Source organism: Mesorhizobium sp. M0621, from assembly GCF_040320745.1.
Lineage (GTDB): Bacteria > Pseudomonadota > Alphaproteobacteria > Rhizobiales > Rhizobiaceae > Mesorhizobium.
On sequence record NZ_JAMYQF010000023.1, the window covers coordinates 24,478 to 39,492 of the forward strand.

The following is a 15,015-nucleotide window of genomic DNA, read 5'->3' on the forward strand; positions in this document are numbered from 1 at the left end:
TTAAGTCGACCTTCGCGCCAGTTCGCCCCCATCCAGAACGGGTGGCTCTTCCCGGCCTTTCGGCTCCTTGATCCTGAACCAGGCCACATAGAGCGCCGGCAGGAACAGCAGCGTGATCGCCGTGCCGGCAATGATGCCGCCCATCATGGCGAACGCCATCGGTGCCCAGAACACCTCGCGTGCGATCGGAATCAGCGCCAGGCTGGCGGCCGCCGCCGTCAGCGCGATCGGCCGCATGCGGTGTTCGGTTGCCTCGATCACGGCCGCCCAGCGGTCCTTGCCCTCGGCGACGAGGTCCTCGATCTGCACGATCAGGATGACGGAGTTGCGGATCAGGATGCCGATCAGCGCCAGCACCCCCAATATCGCGACGAAGCCGAGCGGTGCGCCGCTTGGCAACAGTGCAGCAACCACGCCGATCAACCCGAGCGGTGCGACGGCCACGACCAGGAACAGGCGCTGGAAGCTTTGCAGCTGGATCATCAGGATCGTCGCCATGATGAACAGCATCAGCGGCACGACCGCCGCGATCGGCCCCTGGCTGTTGGCGCTTTCCTCGACCGAGCCGGCCGTGGCGACGGCGTAGCCGACCGGCAGCTTGCCAATGAAGGCATCGACCGAGGGTTTTAGCTCGTCGACCACCGTCGCCGGCAGCGCATCGCCCACGAGCCCGGCGCCCACGGTGATCGTCGGCACGCGGCTGCGTCGCCAGACTGTTGGCTGCTCCAACTCGTAGTGGAAGTTGGCGACGGCGGCGAGTGGAATGGATTCGCCGGCACCGGTCGGCAACTGCATGTTGCGCAGCGTCTCGATCGAGCCGCGTTCGGCATCGCGCGAGCGGACCACGACGTTGATGAGATAGGTGGCGTCGCGCACCTGGGTGATGGTGACGCCGCCGACGATGCTGTTCAGCGCATTGGAGATGTCCGACGAGGTGACGCCAAGCTGGCGCGCCTTGTCCTGCAGCACGTCCACTTTCAGCACCCGCGACGGTTCATTCCAGTCGAAGATCGGCGCGCCAAGCTTGGGATTGGCCGAGATGACGCCTGCCAGTTGTTGCGACAGCGTCCTCACCGTCTGGATGTCGGGCCCGCTGACGCGGTATTGCACCGGCCGGCCGACGGGCGGACCGAGTTCGAGCGTCTTGACGAAGGCGTCGGTGCCGATGAAGTCGTCGCGCAGCATTTTTTCGATTGCCGCCTTTACCCTGTCGCGCGCCTCGACGTTCTTGGTGACGATGACGGTCTGGCCGAAATAGGGATTGGCCGGCTGCACGTCATAGGCAAGCACGAAGCGTACCGCGCCCTGGCCGATATAGGAGCTCCAGTGATCGATGTCGGGATTGCCGGCAAGGGCTGCCTTCTCGAAGCGCTCCATCTGGTCCCGCGTCTCGGCGATCGATGAATTCTGCGGCAGGTTCCAATCGACGATAAGTTCCGGCCGGTCGGAGGACGGGAAGAACTGCTGCTGGACAAAACCCATGCCGACGACCGAGGCGGCGAACAACAGCACCGTCGCGATGATCGTCAGCCAGTGGCGGCGCACCGACCCGACCAGCACTCTGCGGAACAGCGAGGTGAAACGGCCGGGCTTGTCATGGTGCTTCTGCTTCATCACCGCAGGCAGGATGGTGATGCCGAGCAGCGGCGCAAACAGCACCGCGACGATCCAGGACACCAGAAGCGAGACCGCAATGACGACGAACAGCGTGTAGGTGTATTCGCCAGCCGCGCTGTTGTTGAGGCCGATCGGAATGAAGCCGGTGACCGTCACCAGCGTTCCGGTCAGCATCGGGAACGCTGTCGAGGTGTAGACATAGGTCGCCGCCTTGCGCAGATTGTCGCCTGCTTCCAGCCTCGCCACCATCATCTCGACGGCGATCATTGCGTCGTCGACCAGCAGGCCGAGCGCGATGATCAGCGCGCCCAGCGAAATGCGCTGCAGCGAGATGCCGAGATAGTCCATGAACAGGAAGGTGATGGCCAGCACCAGCGGGATCGACAGCGCCACGACGAAGCCGGCGCGCATGCCGAGGCTGATGAAGGACACGGCAAGCACGATGGCGACAGCCTCGAACAGCGCGCGGGTGAAGCCCGAAACCGCTTCCTCGACAATGACAGGCTGGTCTGCGACCAGATGCACGCCGACGCCGACCGGCAGGTCGGCGACGATCTTGTCCATCTCGACCTTCAGCGCCTTGCCGAAGTCGAGCAGGTTGGCGTTGGGCTTCATGCCGATGGCGAGCCCGATCGCATCCTCGCCGTTGAAACGGAACAATGCTTTCGGCGGATCGGCGTAGCCGCGGGTGATGGTGGCGACATCGCTCAGCCGGAAGAAGCGGTCGTTGACGCGCAAATTGATGGCGCGCAGACTTTCCTCGGAGGTGAACTGGCCCGAGACGCGCACGCTGACGCGTTCGGGGCCGGTTTCGATGACGCCGGAAGGCGCAATCGCGTTCTGCGCCTGCAGGCTAGCGACGATCGCCTGCTGGTTCAGGCCAAGGGCGGCGATCTGGCGGGTCGAGAATTCGAGATAGATCGCCTCGTCCTGGGCGCCGATCAGGTCGACCTTGCCGGCATTGGGCACGGCCAGGATTTGGGTGCGCGCCTGCTCGACATAGTCGCGCAGCTGGCGCGATGTCAGTCCGTCCGCCGTAAAGGCATAGATGTTGCCGTAGACGTCACCAAAACTGTCGTTGAAGAACGGCCCCTGCACGCCCTCCGGAAACTGGGCGCCGATGTCGTTGATCATGTTGCGGATGCGCACCCAGGTCGGGGCCACGTCGCGTGCCTTGGTCGACGGCTTGAGATTGACGAAGACGACGGTCTTGCCGGCCGTGGTGACGGATTTGCTGTAGTCGAGGCTGTCGAGTTCCTCCAGTTTCTTCTCGATGCGGTCGGTTACTTGGCGGACTGTCTCGTTGACAGAGGCGCCCGGCCAGTTGGCCTGGATCAGCATGGTCTTGATGGTGAAGGCCGGGTCTTCCTCACGGCCGAGATTGAGATAGGCCGAGACGCCGGCGACGACGAATACCAGCATGAAATACCAGACCAGCGAACGGTGGCTGAGCGCCCAGTCGGAGAGGTTGAAGCCCTTCACTTGGCGGCTCCTTCGGGGATCTTGACCGTCTCGCCCGCTGTCAGGCTGTGGACGCCGGCGGTGACGACGCGCATGCCCGCGTCTAATCCACCAGCAACGGTAAAGCTGCCGGCGCGTTTGGCGCCGACCTGGATATCGTGCAAGGCGACCTTCGATTGTGCATCGACGATCCAGACTTGCTGCTTGCCGTTCTTTTCGAGCAGAGCCGACAGCGGCAGCTCGATCGTCGGGTCTATCGCCGTCACCCGTGTCGCCGTGACCGTCGAGCCGAGCCGGAATGCGGTCGGCGCATTGAGCAGCGTCAGGCGCACACGGCGTGTGCGGGTCGAACTATCGGCCTGCGGCGCGATCTCGCGCAGCTTGGCCTCCGTGCGGATCGCCGGCAGCGATTGCAGTATGACATCGAAGCCGGTTCCGTCAGCCAGGTCGCCGGTTAACTGGTCGGGAATGTCGACGACGGCTTCGCGCACGTCCGAGCGCGCCACCGTCACTACGGTCTGGCCGGCCGATACTGTCTGCCCGACTTCGGCGCCGGTGGCGGTGACGACGCCATCGAAATCCGAAAACAGGCGGGCATAGCCAAGCTGTTCCTGAGATTTAGCCAGCGCAGCCCTGGCGCGCTCGACATTGGCCTGCGCGGCTTGCCGCGCCTGCTGGGCTGCCTCATAGGTGGCCTGCGAGGTGTTCTTGTCTGCCAGCAATGCGCGCTGGCGCTCCTCGCTGGCGTAAGCATTGGTGAATTCGGCCTGCGCGTTGGAGAGGCCAGCCTTGGCTGCCTGAACGGCCAATTCCAGCGCCGTCGGATCGAGCGTGGCGATCGTCGTACCCTTGGTGACGAGGTCGCCGATATCGACGTCGCGGGTGACGACACGGCCAAGCAGGCGGAAGGCCAGGTTGGCACTGAATTCCGGCTCGACGACGCCGGCGAAGCCGAGCGTCTGGCTGGTGCGCGGCTCGACCACCACCGAAAGCACCGGCCGGATGATCTCGGGCGCCTTTTCCGGCTCGGCCGAACAGGCGCCGACAACAATCAGCGCCGACAGGGCGATCATGCGCGCTGGCCGGTTCATTGCGTTGCCCCTTCGGCGATCTCGACAGTCTGGCCGGAGCTGAGCAACTGACCGCCGGCGGTGATGACGTGCTGGCCGGGCTCCAGCCCCTTGTCGACGACGATGACACCGGAATCATAGGCAAGGATATCCACCGGCGCGATGGTGACCGTCTTGGAAGCCGGATCGACGAGCCAGACCGCTGGCTTGCCGTCGCTGGACGTCAGCGCCTGCCAGGGCAGGATCACGGCTTTCACCGGCTGGGCGCTGACCGTGCCGGTGACGGCGGCGCCGAGCGGCATGGCGGCAGGAGTCTCGGGAATGGCGACCTTGACCCGAACCGAGGCCGAGGCGGCGTCGACCACCGGAGAAATCTCGCGTACCTTGCCTGTCGCCTTCACTGACGGATCCGACACGAGCGTAATCGACACCGGCGGTGGTGCCATCGAGCTGCCGGCAACCAGCGTTTCGTGGACATTGAAGACCGCGTCGCGGTCGCCGTCCTCGGCGATGGTGAAGACTGTTTGTGCCCCTTGCACCACTTGGCCGGCCTCGACCGAGCGGGCGGTGACGACACCCGGCGCGCCGGCCCGCAACTCGGTGAAGGTGAAGCTCTCCCGCGCATTGTCCAACGCGCTCTGCGCCTGCTGGACGCTGCCTTGCGCAACGCTCTGCGCCTGTGCCGCCTGATCATAGTCGCGGCGCGTGGTGAAACCCTGCGCGAGCAGCGTCTTCTGGCGCTCGAAGGCGGCGGATGCTTGCGTCAATTGCGCCTGTGCCGCGTCGAGATCCGCCTGCGCCGAGCGCAAATCCGATTCCTGCTCCTGCGGATCGATGCGGGCCAGCAACGTGCCCTTGTCGACATGCTGGCCGATTTCCACCAGTCGCTCGGCAACGCGGCCGCCGACCCGGAAGGCGAGGTTGTTCAGCGTGCGCGCGGCGATGACCCCGGTCAGCGACGTCGTCGGGGCATAACTCGAGATCTCGACCTCGGCGGTGCGCACCATGGTCGGCAGCTTGTGATCGGCCGCCTCCTGCTTCTGGCAACCGGTGAGAAACAGGCCGGCCATTGCGCAGGCGATGAGGATCGGGGCATTTCGAAACGGCAAAGGATTGGAGGGCGACGGTTGCAAGGCGGACGATGTCGCGTTCCTTGTCATGGCTTCCCCTGCCTGCGTGGGACGTTCCCACTGCGGAGCCTCGCGGGCTGCCCGAAGATAATCGATCCCTTGGAAAAGGGAACCTCCCTCGTCCGCGTATCGGGCGACTGGTTAAGGTGGGATCACAGGCCCAATCGCCTGCCGCTGGTGCCGACTTGAGGAAAACGTGAAATAAGGTCAGAAGACCTGTCAGCGGCATCAAACAAGAACGGGCGCCGGCCCGATGAGGACACCATGAAGAATTCAGCCATTTCCGAACGCAAGAACCAGTCGATCTCGCGCGGCGTCGGCATGACCACGCAGATCTATGCCGATCGGGCTGAGAATTCTGAGATCTGGGATGTCGAAGGCCGTCGCTACATCGACTTCTCGTCGGGCATCGCCGTCGTCAACACCGGTCACCGCCACCCGAAGGTGATCGAGGCGGTCAAGGCGCAACTCGACCGCTTCACCCACACCTGCCATCAGGTGGTGCCCTATGAAAGCTATGTGCGGCTTGCCGAACGGCTGAACGGCATGCTGCCCGGCAAGTTCGCGAAGAAGACGATCTTCGTCACCACCGGCGCCGAGGCGGTCGAGAACGCCATCAAGATCGCTCGCAACGCCACCGGCCGCCAGGCGGTCATCGCCTTTGCCGGCGGCTTCCATGGCCGCACCTTCATGGGCATGGCGCTCACCGGCAAGGTTGTGCCCTACAAGGTCGGCTTCGGCGCTATGCCGGGCGACGTCTACCATGCGCCGTTCCCGGTGCCGCTGCATGGCGTATCGGTCGCCGATTCGCTTGCCGCGCTCGACCGGCTGTTCAAGGCCGATGTCGACCCCGCCCGCGTCGCTGCCATCATCATCGAGCCGGTTCAGGGCGAGGGTGGTTTCTACGACGCGCCACGCGAGTTTCTGACGGCGCTGCGCAAGCTTTGCGACCAGCACGGCATGCTTCTGATCGCCGACGAAGTGCAGACCGGCTTCGCCCGCACCGGCAAGATGTTTGCGATGGATCACCATGAGGTTGCCGCCGACATCACCACCATGGCCAAGAGCCTGGCTGGCGGTTTCCCGCTGGCCGCGGTCACCGGCCGCGCCGAAATCATGGATGCGCCCGGCCCCGGCGGGCTCGGCGGCACTTATGGCGGCAGCCCGATCGGCGTCGCCGCGGCGCACGCCGTGCTCGACGTGATCGATGACGAAAAGCTGTGCGATCGCGCCAACACGCTAGGTGCAAGGCTGAAGCAGCGGCTGCAGTCGATCCGCGACGACGTGCCCGAGATCGTCGACATCAGAGGCCTCGGCTTCATGAACGCGGTCGAGTTCAACGACGTCAAGAAGGGCCTGCCGTCGGCCGAGATCGCCAACGCGATCCGGCTGAAGGCGCTCGACAAGGGCCTGATCTTGCTGACCTGCGGCGTCTATGGCAACGTCATCCGCTTTCTGGCGCCGATCACCATCCAGGACAGCGTCATGAACGAGGCACTCGACATTCTGGAAAGCTCGATCCGCGAAGTCTGCGCCGCCTGATCGGCGCGATTTCCTTCTCCCCGTCACTATACGGGGAGAAGGTGCCGGCAGGCGGATGAGGGGCGGCGTCGGCGTTCCCAAATCAACGTCGCCAGGATCGTCCCACCACCTTGCCAGTCGGGGCAACAGCTAACCCGCAGCCGTCGCGGGCACATCCTGTTGAAACGCGGCCAGTGCCGCTTTCAACCCCTCGGGGCCAGCCGCGATCGTCTGCGGCGTCGGCGAGAAGCCGGCGCCGAGCATCTTGCGGCCAAGCATGTGGTCGCCGGGGCGGTTGACCGATTCGATGCCGAGCAGCCGGTCGCCGGCATAATGGTAGATCGAGAATTTGTTGTCGGGCAGATCACCCAGCACGACATGGCTGTCGCCGCCGGCGGTCAGGCCGACCATCTGCAATTTCATGTCGCCGATGTCGGACCAGAACCACGGCACCGCCGAATAGGCGTCAGCATGGCCGGTGATGGTACGTGCGGCAAGCCGTGCCTGGTCGGTGGCGTTCTGCACCGATTCCAGCCGTACGTCGCCGCCGGTGAACCAGTGCCGGTAGGAGGCGGCGTCGCCGATGGCGAGGATTTCAGGCACCGAAGTGCGCATCTGGTGATCGACGCGGATGCCGTTGGCGATGCTGAGGCCGGCTTGCTGCGCCAGTTCGACGTTCGGCACGGCGCCGATGCCGACGATGACCATGCGCGCCGGCAGCCTTTCGCCGCTAGACGTGATCGCGGCTGCGACATGGCCGTTTTCGCCTTCGAGCCTTGCAATCGAGGTGCCGGTGAGGATGCGCACACCTGTCGCTTCCAGCCGTTGGCGGACGTGGCTCGCCACAACCGGCGCCACGGCGCGGCCAAGCAGCCGGTCGACCGCTTCGACCACGGTCACCGTGCGGCCGGCTGCCCGCAGCGTCGCCGCGATCTCCAGCCCGATGAAGCCGCCGCCGAGGATGACGACCTCGTCGCTCTGTGCGCTCAGCTCTCGGATCAGCCGCGCATCGGCGAGCGAGCGCAGCGACAGCACGCCGGCCAGGTCCGAACCGGGCAGCGGCAGGACGCGAGGCCGCGAGCCGGTCGCCAGGATCAGGTGATTGAAGGCAAGTGTGCCGCCGCCGGCAATATCAAGGCTGCGGCGTGTGGCATCGATGCGATCGATCCTGACGCCCGGCCGATAGTCGATGGCGCTGCCCGTGTAGAAGGCCTCGCCGCGCAAGGGTTGCGGCTTGGCCTCGGCATCCTTGATGAAGGTCTTCGACAGCGGCGGCTTGTGGTAGGGCAGTTCGTTCTCGTCGCCGACGAGGATCACCGGCCCGTCATAGCCGTCCTCACGCAAACTCGCGGCCGCTTGCACGCCCGCATGACCCGCGCCGACAATGACCACACCGTTCTTCATCGCATTCCAATCCCGCTTCTATCCTAGGATGTCTCGCCAAGTGGCAATTGTCTGGCGCCGCCGCAAGAGAGCTTTTGCGGGTCGCACTCGGGATGGCGGCTGTCAATCGTACAGTTCAGCGGCAAGACCGGTGCAGGCCGATGCATAAAGTTGACAGTTGCAGTTTAGAATAATTCTAAACTATTGTTTCAATTGATTTTTCTTGCTGATTTCCATTGACATCCGACGATGTCGCAGCTTTATGGAGGCTCGCGCGTCAGCGCATCCCTTTAATGTCTGGGCCTTGAACCCTTTCGATTGGAGGCATTTTGGTGTCTTTCTTCCGCGAACCGCGCGCTGGCGCGGCATCTTTTGCGCCCAATGGCTTGCAGATGGTCATGCGCCCGTTGCCGCGCGCGCCGTTTACAGAATTTCCGAGAAACTGGAGAGTGATTATGACAGCACGATATGGCGGCAGGTTTGCCGCGATCGGCGCCACGGCCCTGCTGACGGCGGCGGTGTTCGTGTTGCCGGCCAAGGCGGAAACCGATGCGAAGGCGGTCATCAAGACCTATTCCGACATCGCTCTGGCCAAGTATGAGGATTCGCTGACCACCGCGCAGGCGCTCGACAAGGCAGTGGACGCGCTGCTCGCCAACCCCTCGGCGGAAACCCTCAATGCAGCGCGCGACGCCTGGAAGGCATCGCGCGTTCCCTACCAGCAGACCGAGGTCTACCGTTTCGGCAACAAGATCGTCGACGACTGGGAAGGTAAGGTGAATTCCTGGCCGCTGGACGAAGGCCTGATCGACTATGTCGCCAAGAGCTACGGCACCGAATCGGATGCGAACGCGCTCTATACGGCCAATGTGATCGCCAACAAGGAGATCGAGATCAACGGCAAGAAGGTCGATGCTTCGAACCTGACGCCGGAATTCCTCTCCGGCACGCTGCAGGAAGCCGGCGGTGTCGAGGCTAACGTCGCCACCGGCTACCACGCCATCGAATTCCTGCTCTGGGGCCAGGACCTGCATGGCACCGGACCGGGTGCCGGCGAGCGCCCCTACACTGATTACGACCTCAAGAACTGCACCGGCGGCAATTGCGACCGCCGCGCCCAGTATCTGAAGTCGGCCAGCGACCTTCTGGTCTCCGATCTTCAGGAGATGGTCGGCAACTGGAAGGAAGACGGCGCTGCCCGCAAAAGCCTCGTCGACGGCGAGCCGAGCACCGCCATCTCGACCATCTTCACCGGAATGGGCTCACTGTCCTACGGCGAACTGGCCGGCGAACGCATGAAGCTCGGCCTGCTGCTGCACGATCCGGAAGAGGAGCACGACTGCTTTTCCGACAACACCTACAACTCACATCTCTACGACGCCATCGGCATTCGCGCTGCCTATCATGCCAGCTATACCAGCCTCGACGGCACCGTCGTTTCGGGTCCCTCGGTGGCCGATATGGTGAAAGCGGCCGATCCGGCGATCGACAAGGAATTGTCGGACAAGCTCGATGTCACGGTCGCCAAGATGGAAGCGATCAAGGCACGGGCACTGGCCGGCGAGGCCTATGACCAGCAGATCGCCGAAGGCAACGCGGAAGGCAATGCAACTGTTCAGGCGGCAATCGACGCGCTTATCGACCAGACAAAGTCGATCGAACGCGCCGTTGGCTCCCTGAAGCTCAGCACCATCGCCTTCGAAGGGTCCGACAGTCTCGACGCACCCGACAAGGTGTTCAAGTAAAGTCGAAAGGCTGGAGCCTGATCCGGAGCCGGATAATCGGCTTCGCAATCGGCTCCGGTAGGAAATCAAGCCACACGGCGCGGGAGGCGCCGTCAGCCATCCGAGCAAATTAATGCTGATCTGCCATTGCAATATCATCACTGAGAAGGAGATCGAGCAGACGATCGTCGGGCTGCTGGATCAGGATCCCTGGCAGCTGATCGTGCCGGCGAAGGTCTATCATGCCATGCAAAAGCGCGGTCGCTGTTGCGGCTGCTTCCCAAATGTGGTGGAAACGATCATTCGGGTCACCGAAAATTACCACGCCCGCTCGGAGGCGAGCGGCGTGGATATCGTTTCACACCTGGATCGCGTCAGAAGCCTGCGCATCCAATACGGGAGCAGAAATCATGAAAGGCGACCCGCAGGTCATCGAGCGGCTTAACGAGGCCCTTTTTCTGGAGTTAGGGGCTGTCAATCAGTACTGGGTGCATTTCCGTCTGCTGGAAGACTGGGGATACGCCAAGCTGGCAAAGAAGGAGCGGGCGGAATCGATCGAGGAGATGCACCATGCCGATAAGCTCGTGGCACGCATCATCTTCCTTGAAGGCCATCCGAACCTGCAGTCCGTGGCGCCGCTGCGCATCGGCCAGAACGTCAAGGAAGTGCTCGAATCCGACCTTGCCGGCGAATATGACGCGCGTACCGCCTACAAGCGCTCACGCGAAATCTGCAACGACGCCGGCGACTATGTGACGATGAAGCTGTTCGAGGAATTGCTGGCCGACGAGGAGGGTCATATCGACTTCCTCGAGACGCAGCTCGACCTGCTTGCCTCGATCGGCGAGGAAAAATACGGCCAGCTCAACGCCGCATCGGCGGACGAGGCGGAGTAAGGGCATGCGGGAATGCGGCGCCTGCTAGAATTCGTGCGTCGCTCGCGGCGGGCCGATGGCTCGCCGCTCCCTCGGAAGACGCCAGCCGGATTGGCGCGTCGGCGCAGCGTCATCCTCGTGGTGGCGCTCACCTCTTCGGCGATGGCCGGTAATCTTCAACCTGCCGGCCTCGCCACCACGCGCACCGACCTCAGTCAGAAGGACCAGGCGCGCGTCACCGCCATCACCAGGCCGACGTCGGATTTCTCCAGGCCCGAGCAGTTCGAATTGATGCAAGGCGGCGCGGGCACGTCCAGGAAGGACGTCAGTCGCGATTCCTTCTCGCAATCCTCGGCCAACATCACCTTCGAGGAAGAGGGCGACTTCAAGCTCGGCAATGCCCTGTTTCGCAAGAACTGGGTGTCGTCGCCGTCCTCGACGCAGGCCTCGGACGGGCTCGGCCCGCTGTTCAACGAACGCGCCTGCCAGAACTGCCATCTGAAGGACGGCCGCGGTCGTCCCCCGCAAGGCGATGCCGGCACCACCTCGATGTTCCTGCGGCTGGCGCGTGAGGCCAGCAACGCGGAAGAGAAGGCAGCACTTGCCGATCACGAGGTGCTCAATTTCCCCGACCCGGTCTACGGCGCGCAATTGCAGGAACTGGCGGTGCCCGGCCTGCGCGGCGAAGGCCGGATGCATGTCGACTTTCAGGAGCGTAAGGTAGAACTGACGGACGGCGCCGTGGTTTCCCTGCGCAAACCCAGCTATTCGGTTGCCGATCCTGCCTATGGACCACTCGATCCGCGCACCACGCTGTCGCCGCGCCTGACGCCGCCGATGATCGGTCTGGGTCTGATCGAACAGATCGCACCAGCTGACATTCTCGCCAACGCCGACCCGGACGACCAGGACGGAGATGGTATTTCTGGCAGGCCGAACATCGTGCGCGATGGGCCGAGCGGCGAGCTGACGCTTGGCCGTTTCGGCTGGAAGGCGCAGACCGCGTCGATCCGTCAGCAGGCGGCGGATGCCTTTGCCGGCGATATCGGCATTTCGACACCGGAAGTGCCTGATCATTGGGGCGACTGCACCGCCGCACAGGAAAAATGCCTCGCCATGCCGAACGGCGTGCAGCAGCGTCTCGGCCCGGTCGAGGCGCCGCCGCCGGTGATGGATCTCGTCACCTTCTATTCGCAGAACCTGGCGGTGCCGGCGCGCCGCGACCTCGACCGGCCGGACGTGCTCGCGGGCAAGAAGATCTTCTACGAAGTCGGCTGCATTGCCTGTCACACGCCGAAATTCGTCACCCGTCGCGGCACGCCCAACACGGCTCAAGCCTTCCAGTTGATCTGGCCCTATTCCGACTTCCTTCTGCACGACATGGGGCCCGATCTGGCCGACGGCCAGGCTGTGGGCGAAGCCACGGGCAGTGAGTGGCGCACGCCGCCACTCTGGGGCATCGGCCTCACCGAGACGGTCAACGGCAATTCCTTCTTCCTGCATGATGGGCGTGCCCGCAGCCTGACCGAGGCGATCCTGTGGCATGGCGGCGAAGCGCGGAAGGCACGCGACCGCTTTGCCGCCGCCGACGCCGCCGACCGCGATGCGCTGCTCAAATTCCTGGAGTCACTGTGATGCTCAAGCGCTCTGCATTGTTTCTCGTTCTTCCGCTGGCTCTGCTGGGTGCCGTACCGACGCCGGCGGCAGTCAAAGCCTCCGAAATCATCCAGAGGGCGATCGACGGCTTTGTCCGCCCGGCCTATGCCGGCCTGCATAAGCATGCGGAAGCCCTGACGAAAGCGATGCACAAGCTCTGCGAAGCGCCCTCGCCAGGGGAACTCGATGCGGCGCGCGCCGAATTTTCCGCCACCGTCTATGCCTGGTCGTCGGCCGAAATCATCGGTTTCGGGCCGATCAAAGAGAACAACCGGCTGGAACGCATGCTGTTCTGGCCGGATCGTAAGAGCATCGGCCTGAGGCAGGTGCAGGCAGCCTTGGCGGCCAAGGATCCGACCGCTACCGACCCGGCACAGCTGGCCGGCAAGAGTGTCGCCATGCAGGGGCTGGGCGCGCTGGAATTCGTGCTTTACGGCGACGGCGCCGATGCACTGACGGGCAGGGACGATCCTTATCGTTGTGCCTATGGCGCCGCGATTGCCGGCAACATCGAAACCATGGCCGGCGACGTCAACGATGCCTGGAACAAGCCCAACGGATTTGCTGCCCTTTGGGCCAATCCGGGGACACAGAACCCGCTCTACCGCGACGGCAACGAAGCGGTGACCGAACTGGTCGGCGTCTTCATCAATGAACTGGAAATGGTTCGCGATGTGCGCCTGAAAGGGTTTTTCGGCGGCAAGCCGGATGCGGACAAGCCGAAACAGGCGATCTACTGGCGCTCGCGGAACACCGCCAATTCGCTGGCCGGCAATCTGTCCGGGATAGACACGCTGTTCCAGGCGTCGAAGCTTGGCGACGCACTGCCGGTCGATGCCCGCTGGATGGCGGAATCGATCCACATCCAACTGGTCAATGGTGTCGCTACCGCGAAGTCCATCCAGGGCCCGATCGACAAGGCGCTTGCCGATCCGGCACTGCGTGACAAACTCGACCATTTCGCGCTCATCACCTCCAGCCTATCGACCCTGATCGGCACCAGGCTGACCGCAGAATTTGGTCTGACCGCCGGCTTCTCGTCGCTGGATGGGGACTGAGCATGATCTCGAGATTGGCCAAAACGCCCATAGTTTCGTCATCCTGGGGCGAAGCAAGGAGCGAAGCGACGCAGCGCAGACCCCGGGATCCATGCCGCGACTTCAAAGCGCTGCCGCGGTCCGGAATTTTGCTCCGTTGCACCCGACGGTCGAGGTCACGGCATGGATCCTCGGGTCTCCGCGACGGAGCTTCGCTCCTGCTCCGCCCGTGGCTGACGAAATTCCGGAGGCTTCGGCCAACTTCCAACGTCTTCGATAGATCATTCCAAGAACCGGTAGGTGCCAAGCGTCAGCTCCGATCCGCAAAAATCACCCTGTCTTGGAGCGAGCCAGTGCAGGGGAGGATCGCCTCTTGAAAACCTCCCTCGTCGACCGCCGCGATTTTCTCAGGGCCGCAGGCATTGGCTTTGCCGCTGCCGTAGCGCCGTCGGCCTGGGCAAAGACGCTTGCGGCCGACGCCGTCTTCGCCACCGCGTTCGTCAAGCGCGATGGCAGCTATGGCGCCGCTGTGCTGTCCGAAGCAGGCAAGGTCCTGCACGCGATCGACCTGCCCGATCGCGGCCATGACGTCACATTCGATCCCATATCGAAGCGTTCGGTGGTCTTCGCTCGCCAGCCCGGCACGTTCGCCGTGGTGTTCGATCATTCTGGTCGCGACGAACCGCGGACCATCGCCAGCATCGCCGGCCGGCATTTCTTTGGGCATGGCGTGTTCTCGCCCGACGGGGCGCTGCTCTACGCCACCGAAAACGACTTCGACAACGCCGCCGGCGTGGTCGGCATCTACGATGCGCGGGCGAAGTTCAACCGCATCGGTGAATTCCCGACCCATGGCATGGGTCCGCACGAGCTTCTGCTGCTGGGTGACGGCAGGACGATCGCGGTTGCCAATGGCGGCATCGAGACCCATCCGGATTACGGCCGTGCCGAGCTCAACATCGCGACCATGAAGCCGTCCTATGTGCTCATCGACCGCGTCACCGGCGATCTCATCGAGAAGCACGAACTGCCGGCGGCACTGCATCAGCTGTCGATCCGGCATATGGACACCGACCCGTCCGGCACCGTCTGGTTCGGCTGCCAATACCGGGGCCCGGGCACCGATCGTCCGCCGCTGGTCGGCCGCGCCGCGCGCGGCAAGGACTTGCAGCTGCTCGACATGCCGCAGGACGTGCTGTCCGGCTTCCGCAACTATATCGGTTCGGTCGCCGCCAATCCGGCTGCCGGCACCGTCGCCGTCTCGTCGCCGGAAGGCAATTCGCTTGTCGTGATCGATGCTACGAGCAGCCGGGTCGTCTCGGCCAGCGCACTGGTCGAGGTTTGCGGCGTGGCGCCCGACGGAACCGGCTTCATGGCCACTACAGGCGCCGGCGAGATCATCGAGGGCAGCGGTGCGACACGCTCCGAACCGGACTATGTCTGGGACAACCACATGCTGCGCATCGAACAGGTTGCGTAGATATTTCCTGCCGGGCCGAAGCGAAGCCGCTTGACGAATTATGAACTATCCCCTTGCGGTG

11 protein-coding genes are annotated in these 15,015 nt (G+C 63.8%); 7 read left to right on the forward strand and 4 right to left on the reverse strand.

Annotated features, from left to right (window positions below; all coding sequences use genetic code 11):
* From NKI38_RS17570 to NKI38_RS17580, 3 genes are read right to left on the reverse strand one after another with little or no spacing between them, the layout of a single operon-like run.
* Positions 1–3,099: an efflux RND transporter permease subunit gene (locus NKI38_RS17570; protein ID WP_352659498.1), complete on the reverse strand. Its 3,099-nt coding sequence runs from the start codon at positions 3,097–3,099 to the stop codon at positions 1–3.
* Entirely contained in the window at positions 3,096–4,169 is a 1,074-nt protein-coding gene (locus NKI38_RS17575) for an efflux RND transporter periplasmic adaptor subunit (protein WP_352659499.1), read from the reverse strand. Before NKI38_RS17575 ends, NKI38_RS17570 begins: the two co-directional genes overlap by 4 nt.
* Positions 4,166–5,308, reverse strand: a complete 1,143-nt coding sequence (locus tag NKI38_RS17580) for an efflux RND transporter periplasmic adaptor subunit (RefSeq protein ID WP_352659500.1) — start codon at positions 5,306–5,308, stop codon at positions 4,166–4,168. The genes NKI38_RS17575 and NKI38_RS17580 overlap by 4 nt, the downstream gene beginning before the upstream one ends.
* Before the next feature lie 234 nt (positions 5,309–5,542).
* Here NKI38_RS17580 and NKI38_RS17585 point away from each other — a divergent pair, with 234 nt between their 5' ends.
* Complete coding sequence (locus tag NKI38_RS17585) at positions 5,543–6,820, forward strand: 4-aminobutyrate--2-oxoglutarate transaminase (RefSeq protein WP_352659501.1); 1,278 nt, start codon at positions 5,543–5,545, stop codon at positions 6,818–6,820.
* A gap of 129 nt (positions 6,821–6,949) precedes the next feature.
* Here NKI38_RS17585 and NKI38_RS17590 read toward each other — a convergent pair whose 3' ends face one another.
* On the reverse strand, positions 6,950–8,203 hold the full coding sequence (locus tag NKI38_RS17590; RefSeq protein WP_352659502.1) for an NAD(P)/FAD-dependent oxidoreductase: 1,254 nt from the start codon (positions 8,201–8,203) through the stop codon (positions 6,950–6,952).
* Between the two features lie 434 nt (positions 8,204–8,637).
* Between NKI38_RS17590 and NKI38_RS17595 the strand changes: the two genes are divergently transcribed.
* The 6 genes from NKI38_RS17595 to NKI38_RS17620 all read left to right on the forward strand — a co-directional run bounded on the left by NKI38_RS17595 (position 8,638) and on the right by NKI38_RS17620 (position 14,954).
* Positions 8,638–9,927, forward strand: a complete 1,290-nt coding sequence (locus NKI38_RS17595; RefSeq protein WP_352659503.1) for an imelysin family protein — start codon at positions 8,638–8,640, stop codon at positions 9,925–9,927.
* A 112-nt stretch (positions 9,928–10,039) separates the two neighbouring features.
* Positions 10,040–10,351, forward strand: a complete 312-nt coding sequence (locus NKI38_RS17600) for a (2Fe-2S)-binding protein (protein ID WP_352659504.1) — start codon at positions 10,040–10,042, stop codon at positions 10,349–10,351.
* Positions 10,317–10,802, forward strand: coding sequence for a bacterioferritin (bfr, locus tag NKI38_RS17605; RefSeq protein ID WP_352629774.1), 486 nt, complete (start codon positions 10,317–10,319; stop codon positions 10,800–10,802). The genes NKI38_RS17600 and bfr overlap by 35 nt, the downstream gene beginning before the upstream one ends.
* A gap of 12 nt (positions 10,803–10,814) precedes the next feature.
* A complete protein-coding gene (locus NKI38_RS17610) occupies positions 10,815–12,416 on the forward strand; it encodes a di-heme oxidoreductase family protein (protein WP_352659505.1) in 1,602 nt (533 codons plus the stop codon).
* Positions 12,416–13,495, forward strand: coding sequence for an imelysin family protein (locus NKI38_RS17615; RefSeq protein WP_352659506.1), 1,080 nt, complete (start codon positions 12,416–12,418; stop codon positions 13,493–13,495). The genes NKI38_RS17610 and NKI38_RS17615 overlap by 1 nt, the downstream gene beginning before the upstream one ends.
* Positions 13,496–13,847: 352 nt before the next feature.
* Positions 13,848–14,954, forward strand: coding sequence for a DUF1513 domain-containing protein (locus NKI38_RS17620; protein ID WP_352659507.1), 1,107 nt, complete (start codon positions 13,848–13,850; stop codon positions 14,952–14,954).
* Positions 14,955–15,015: the final 61 nt, after the last annotated feature.

Coding starts and splice junctions, on each gene's coding strand:
- NKI38_RS17580 (WP_352659500.1), bottom strand. CDS start 5,308: ATGACAAGGAACGCGACATCGTCCGCCTTGCAACCGTCGCCCTCCAAT.
- NKI38_RS17610 (WP_352659505.1), top strand. CDS start 10,815: ATGCGGCGCCTGCTAGAATTCGTGCGTCGCTCGCGGCGGGCCGATGGC.
- NKI38_RS17600 (WP_352659504.1), top strand. CDS start 10,040: ATGCTGATCTGCCATTGCAATATCATCACTGAGAAGGAGATCGAGCAG.
- NKI38_RS17575 (WP_352659499.1), bottom strand. CDS start 4,169: ATGAACCGGCCAGCGCGCATGATCGCCCTGTCGGCGCTGATTGTTGTC.
- NKI38_RS17585 (WP_352659501.1), top strand. CDS start 5,543: ATGAAGAATTCAGCCATTTCCGAACGCAAGAACCAGTCGATCTCGCGC.
- NKI38_RS17615 (WP_352659506.1), top strand. CDS start 12,416: ATGCTCAAGCGCTCTGCATTGTTTCTCGTTCTTCCGCTGGCTCTGCTG.
- NKI38_RS17590 (WP_352659502.1), bottom strand. CDS start 8,203: ATGAAGAACGGTGTGGTCATTGTCGGCGCGGGTCATGCGGGCGTGCAA.
- bfr (WP_352629774.1), top strand. CDS start 10,317: ATGAAAGGCGACCCGCAGGTCATCGAGCGGCTTAACGAGGCCCTTTTT.
- NKI38_RS17595 (WP_352659503.1), top strand. CDS start 8,638: ATGACAGCACGATATGGCGGCAGGTTTGCCGCGATCGGCGCCACGGCC.